8 protein-coding genes and 1 pseudogene are annotated in these 5,653 nt (G+C 56.5%); 2 read left to right on the forward strand and 7 right to left on the reverse strand.

What is annotated here, in order from left to right; all coding sequences use genetic code 11:
• The 5 genes and pseudogenes from B2M20_RS04750 to B2M20_RS04765 form a co-directional block, all read right to left on the reverse strand.
• Nucleotides 1-370, reverse strand: a 370-nt coding sequence (locus B2M20_RS04750) for a hypothetical protein (RefSeq protein ID WP_139372836.1), incomplete at its 3' end; no start/stop codon positions are given.
• 74 nt (nucleotides 371-444) lie between these two features.
• Complete coding sequence (locus B2M20_RS18715; RefSeq protein WP_087881112.1) at nucleotides 445-741, reverse strand: hypothetical protein; 297 nt, start codon at nucleotides 739-741, stop codon at nucleotides 445-447.
• Nucleotides 675-1,226 (reverse strand): DUF5681 domain-containing protein, encoded by a 552-nt coding sequence (locus B2M20_RS20740; RefSeq protein ID WP_420799267.1) that lies wholly within the window; start codon nucleotides 1,224-1,226, stop codon nucleotides 675-677. Before B2M20_RS20740 ends, B2M20_RS18715 begins: the two co-directional genes overlap by 67 nt.
• Nucleotides 1,227-1,423: 197 nt before the next feature.
• Nucleotides 1,424-1,976 (reverse strand): annotated as a pseudogene (locus B2M20_RS04760) (IS6 family transposase); the annotation flags it as partial.
• 156 nt (nucleotides 1,977-2,132) lie between these two features.
• A complete protein-coding gene (locus B2M20_RS04765; protein WP_079445942.1) occupies nucleotides 2,133-2,567 on the reverse strand; it encodes a hypothetical protein in 435 nt (144 codons plus the stop codon).
• 162 nt (nucleotides 2,568-2,729) lie between these two features.
• On the opposite strand from B2M20_RS04765, the gene B2M20_RS04770 reads away from it, so the two are divergent.
• Nucleotides 2,730-2,981 (forward strand): hypothetical protein, encoded by a 252-nt coding sequence (locus tag B2M20_RS04770; RefSeq protein ID WP_079445943.1) that lies wholly within the window; start codon nucleotides 2,730-2,732, stop codon nucleotides 2,979-2,981.
• Nucleotides 2,978-3,337, forward strand: a complete 360-nt coding sequence (locus tag B2M20_RS04775) for a hypothetical protein (RefSeq protein WP_079445944.1) — start codon at nucleotides 2,978-2,980, stop codon at nucleotides 3,335-3,337. The genes B2M20_RS04770 and B2M20_RS04775 overlap by 4 nt, the downstream gene beginning before the upstream one ends.
• A 754-nt stretch (nucleotides 3,338-4,091) precedes the next feature.
• On the opposite strand, the gene B2M20_RS04780 is transcribed toward B2M20_RS04775, so the two are convergent.
• Complete coding sequence (locus tag B2M20_RS04780) at nucleotides 4,092-4,541, reverse strand: sulfotransferase domain-containing protein (RefSeq protein WP_079445945.1); 450 nt, start codon at nucleotides 4,539-4,541, stop codon at nucleotides 4,092-4,094.
• An 810-nt stretch (nucleotides 4,542-5,351) separates the two neighbouring features.
• Nucleotides 5,352-5,653: hypothetical protein (locus B2M20_RS19960; protein WP_210189120.1), on the reverse strand; the 302-nt coding region annotated here is incomplete at its 5' end.

A 5,653-nucleotide genomic window follows, 5' to 3' on the forward strand; every position in this document is an offset into this window, starting at 1 on the left:
GGTAGCGGGGGTACCTTGCGGTGGCTAAATTGATTCGCATCTCGTTGAAGACCGATTTCGGGGGGCGGCCGGTACGCCACCTTAATTCATCTCGGCGCTTAACGATCGGAACGAGCCAATCCGGAACGGGACTGCCGCTGTTTTTCTTCAGAAGTTCGGTAAGTTCTGGCGACGTTGGCAAGTGGCCCTGAAAAATCTCGCGCTCCCAAAAGCGGAAGCACTTTTTATCAAAGTGATCGTAGATGCTGTCGGCCTGCTTCTCGCCATCGGTGCTCGGGTTGCGTGCCTTCGCCGATGCAGGCGCTCGTTCGCTCTGTTTGGTCGATTCAGAATCAATGGCGTTTTTGCATGATGAAGGCTCGTCAATCATTCGCTCCTCCCGAGTGATCATGCCAATCGGTTGGAGGCTCGAAGGATGAGCCCAATACATGCAAGTACTAGCGCCTATGTTTCCTTTCGGCCTGCGACCCGAGGCAACCAGCCGCGTTTTTCGAGTTCGTTGTCAAAGATTTTGAGGTAACTCTCTAGACGGGAGAGGACTTCGAGGTCCTTTGGAGAATAGGGATAGCCCTCGCGAGCGCACTCCTCGGCATCGGCACGTTGTTCCTCGATCATCTTCAGAAAAAGCTCTCTGGCCTCAAGTATTTTCTCAAGCCGATGGAGCTCCTCATGGTTTATCGGACCGGTGAGCTGTAGTTTGAAAGTGTTATAGTCGAAGTGCAGGTCATCGGGATGGGGCAAAGGAGGGGGAGATCGCGGTTACGGCAAGCCTTGGCCCTCGCGGGATAATGATCTTGATAGTCCCGGTACGCCTGGTAGTGATCAAGAACCTCGGCGAGCTTCCTTTGTTCGGCTTTGTCAATTCTGTCCAGACAACTCTTTAATGCTAGACGACTGCCTTGGATTGCTAGCGCAGCTTCCCTCCGTATAAGTGCCTCTTTCATGCTGATGGTGGATCTTCGATCGCCCTCGCGGATGGGAACAAGGCCTTGTGAGTTCTCGAGAACGAGATCAACAAGCGGAAGGGTCTGCTGACGTTGCCGCATTCGAGCTTTGCGCGAGGAGCCGAGCGGGTTACCGCTTTGCCCTTTCTTGAATCGAGAGGATTTCGGCGGTCGGCGATATCCAACCTTGTCCTCGTCGGCCACGTCTTCCCCAACGGGGCTTACGCGACTTTCCGACTCCTTGTCCGCGTCGGGCGGATCTGTCTCGAAGGTCTTAGACATAGGCTCCTCCAGTTTTGGCTCGGAGTAGCCTTTTCGAAAACAGAAAAGGCGGACTCCGAGCGCGGTTGAGCACGCTTCATCGTCAGTTTCCTTTTCTGCTTCGTTCGCGAGACGAGCTCATATCGTCTGGCCGATGCCATGTTGTGCGCACACAAGACAGCAACAGCGGCCCTCACAAGGGCACGCGATCGACGGCAGGTGGCGGCGTGGACGGACAGAAATCGTTGGGCTGATCCCGCACTCTTGAACCCCTGCATCTTGCGCTCCCGTCGTCGGGTCGGTTGATGCGAGTTCTCCGCTCGGTTATTGCGCCATCGCCCGCGCTCATGGCGACGAGACAGCCCAAGCTCACGGGCGGCCGCGCCGTAGGATCGAAGATCGTCGGTCACAAACTTGTCCGGAACAGAGGCCATTTTCTTGAGCAGTTTCCGCAGCAATTTCAGTGCCGCCCGCTTGTCCCGCTTGCTCTGGACAACAACGTCGCGCCGTCTATGCCGAACGCGAAGTCCTTGACGCGATATATAGACCAACCGGCCATCGATCCTGATAAACACCTCATCGAGATGCCAGGTCGAATGAGGCTTGGGCCGGCGTCGTCGAAGGTCAGCTGCGATCGTCGGTCCCATGATTCCGCGCTCCGCCAACAGGTCCTCGACATCCCGGAAGCTGAGGGTAACCGGGCATAGAGCCAGACGGCCTGCTGAATAATCACGGGTGGGAAGCGATATCCGCGTAGCTGAGTTTGCTCATGATCGGCACTTATGGCCGCAGATCAGCGCCGGCAAGCTCAACAACGTGACAATGCCTTCATCAACGGTCATCCCAACCGTGACATCGATCAGCTGCTGCCGTCGGCATACCGAACGCAAGACTTCCGAGCCGTGGCCTGAAAACGCCGCTTACGCCTCAGTAGCAGCGCATGACGTTGACCGTCTTGCCGCCGCCGACGCCGACGCTCTCCTCGCCGCAGCCGGGCACGTAGGGCCGATCCGACGGTATCACATTTGGAGGAAAGCGATGCGCCCAGTTCCAGGGCACGTCGTAAGTGGTAGTGTAACGGACGTCGGTCGGTCCGGCGAACGGCGCCGTGATCGGCCCCGCAGCGGATACGTAAGCGCCATAATCATAGCCATAGCCGGGCCAGAAATAGCCGCCGACGCCCCTACCGCGATGACGGAACCCGTGCAGTCCATTGAACGCATGCGCCCCCCGCACCGTGGCTCCCGCCTGCGGCGCTGCTACGACACCAGCGCCGCCCGCTTGCGCAATCGCTTCATTGGTCGCAAACGCCAGCGCGATCGCGCCGATGGTAACAAGCGCTCCAAGCTTCCTGTAGGTCATGGCACGCTCCAATTCTTTGTTTGTTTGACAGCTCTTGGCCGTACGCTAGGCGCGTCATTTCGCGCCCGCAAACGCATGTTTAATGTTTGGTTAAGATGTAATCTTAAGAGGTCAGCCCTCACGCCCCAGCCGCAGACTTCCACCTGTCGCCAAGAGTTTCTGATGAAAATGCACATGCTGTCTGGCGGCCGTCTGCGAACGCGGCGGAGCGCCTACATTACCGGTGCGGCCGAGGGCGACACCATCGAGCTGTCGGTGTTCCGCGCTGCTCAGGCATGCCCAGGGCAACGTCCTGTTCGATACCGGCTGCGATCCTTGATCGCGGACAACACCGAAGCGCGTTGGAGAAAAGTCCGCCACCCTTGGCTTGGCGGTCCTCGCCGTTTGACCATGTACTTGGCGACGCTTGATTGAGCGACCTCGAACCCAAGCTTGAGAAGTTCGCCGTGGATGCGTGGCGCGCCCCAAAGCGGATTTTCGATGCTCATCTGCCGGATCAGCGTGCGCAGCTCCGTCTCGATCTGAGGTCGCCCTCCCAGTGGGCGCGATCTCCACCGCCAATAGCGGCGAAGCCAGCCCGATGCCAACGCACCAGCGTCTCGGGCCGGATAATCGTGAGAACCTGCAGGATCGACGGAAACCAGCGAGACAGGGATAAAGAACCAGCGATCATGGTTCGTGAGCTGGGCGTGACCATGCAGCCTACGCCTCAAGACGATCAACTGATGTCGAAGCATCGCGTTCTCAGCTTCAAGCCGCAACTGACTTGAATGGCGAGGCCAGGACGGCCAGAACGAAACAGAGCAGCCCGATCATTCCACCAGCTTAGGCGATTCCGTCACATTATCAACTCGGATGAGGTTTTCGGCACATACAGGTTGGCGCGCTCTGTGGCGTGCGCTTTGCCTAAGACCAATTAATTCCCTGCAGCGCACCGAAAATTCCCTGCTAAATGAAGGCAGGGAATTTTCGGTTAATTCCTTGGATCAACTATCTTTTATGAGAGAAATTCGCCGGCTGATCCGCGAAATGAGCCTCGCCAACCTGTTGTGGGGAGCGCCGCGACTCCATGGTGAGCTGCTCAAGCTTGGCATCGAGATGGCCAGATCAGCGTCGCCAAGTATATGGCGCGGAGGAGGGCTCCTCCGTCGCAGGGGTGGAAGAGGTTCCTTCGTAACCATGCTGACGGGATCGCCGCGATGACCTGTTCGTGGTTCCGACAATCTCGTTCCGACTGCTCTATGATCTACTACAACGACACGCGCACTAACTTGTCATTGAACAAGGACGCGCCCATATCACGTGCCGTCGAGACAGCCGGACGCATTCTCTTTCGACCGATTCTGGGCGGACTGGACCGGAGCTCAATTCCCAAGGCGAGATAAAGAACACCCAACGAAGCGGTGCCGATGTCGTTCGCGCTCTGAATGCCCGCGTCGTAAAGGCCGGAGGGTAAGCAGGAAGGCGCGCGTGGGGCCGGCGTTAGGCGTAGGAAGCCGTATAGTGCCAGCGACGATTGCCGCTTCAATCGATTGTCGGAAGAGTAATGGCTCCGCCGCAATCGGGCTGGAGATAGCCAAATCGTTGCATCATCGGTGCATGAGCCTGCACGATCCGTTCGATCTGCGCGGGCGAAAGAATCTCGCGCCATTGACCAGCCTTTCCTTCGCGGAAGAAAGACTTCGCCATCGGCGGCCGTTCGTTGAAGCCGTGTTCAGCCTCCTGGCGCTTCAGTTCAGAAAACGAAGAATTCTCGATCGCCCGCATGAGTTGCTGGTCTGTGGGTGACAGCCGCAGAAATCTTGCCAGTTGCCCAAATGCGCGTATCGGGTTTGTGAGCATGTCCTCATAGCGCATCACGTGCACTGGACGGCTAATAAGGCCAACCCAACTCCCAACATGCTGGCTCCAGGTACCGATCACCTCATAGACGTGCCTTTTCCGGTTAGGGATCCAAAAGTTGAGCGTCGCCATATCAGCTATGGTGCATCGATGGTTTTGTTGATGTGATGGGAAAACGAGATCGCCACGTCGAGAGGGCTGCGAATGATATAGATCGCAGCCAGCGTTGCGTTAATATTGATGGTTGGAGTTTCGAATTCGTGTCCGACGCAGAGGTGCGTTTTGACCAGCGTGGGCCAAGCCGAGTACGCGCGAGGTGGCCTTGTGAAAGGGGCCTTGCCTCTGCCAATTCACGGTGGCTTGCTTCCGTAAAAGGCTTGCTGAGGACCGCCTCAAACGGTTTAGCTCCAAATTCCCATCCCGTATGCTCATGCAAGCGATTGATATCCTGTGGACCGTCGGATTTTCCGGCCAACTCCTTAGAAGGTTGTGGACGAAGATCCTTACCCACGTATTGCCCGATTTTGGATAGGAGGCGATCCAGAGAAGCGTCTGGGGTGCGTCGTATGCAGGCGACGAGGGAATGGCCTGCGTCGACGCAGTGTGCGTCACGACGTCGAGACCTTGCTGATCGGCAATCGTCATTTTTCAAAGTCCTCAGATCTCTACCAAGATGACTTAGAAATAATCAGAGAAGAAATACGAACTGGTCGCCGGGGCAGGGACCGCCAAGCGGTTTAATCGCCGTCCTGAACATGCCAGCTCCATAGGCAACGTTAGCGTACAAGATCCAGCAGTTTTCTTAAGCCAAACTATTCGTTTAGTTCTGGCGCTGCCTCGATGGTTGGGCTCGCAGCCACTGTGGGTTTCGGCAAGAACACAATCCTGCGCTTCACAGCATCACCTTAGCGTCAATTGGCAAAAATGGAGATTGTCGCCACATTAATTGCGCAGACTGCTGCGGTGGCCTTCGATGATGCGCAACAATTGACGCCTTCTCTTGATGGACCAACTACAGGTCAACTGCGCTATTTTGGTCGATTTGCAACGGGCGATCGCCGCATCACGGCACGTGAATTGAATCCCAGCAAAGTAGGTAAATTCCAACGATAATGTTGACCGGAAATCGAAGGAAGATAGTCTTCTAGGGTCGGGACCCATAAAAGTGATTCCTTCGGCGCTGAGTTTGTGATTCACGGTCTCGGACAGGAGGCCTTTGATGAGTCGCGATTGCTTTTGGCTAA

The organism is Nitrobacter vulgaris (assembly GCF_002028545.1).
In the GTDB taxonomy this organism is placed as follows: domain Bacteria; phylum Pseudomonadota; class Alphaproteobacteria; order Rhizobiales; family Xanthobacteraceae; genus Nitrobacter; species Nitrobacter vulgaris.

What these genes read in the sequence shown, in the direction of transcription:
- B2M20_RS20740 (WP_420799267.1), bottom strand. Translation starts at nt 1,226, where the DNA reads ATGTCTAAGACCTTCGAGACAGATCCGCCCGACGCGGACAAGGAGTCG.
- B2M20_RS04765 (WP_079445942.1), bottom strand. Translation starts at nt 2,567, where the DNA reads ATGACCTACAGGAAGCTTGGAGCGCTTGTTACCATCGGCGCGATCGCG.
- B2M20_RS04770 (WP_079445943.1), top strand. Translation starts at nt 2,730, where the DNA reads ATGAAAATGCACATGCTGTCTGGCGGCCGTCTGCGAACGCGGCGGAGC.
- B2M20_RS04780 (WP_079445945.1), bottom strand. Translation starts at nt 4,541, where the DNA reads ATGGCGACGCTCAACTTTTGGATCCCTAACCGGAAAAGGCACGTCTAT.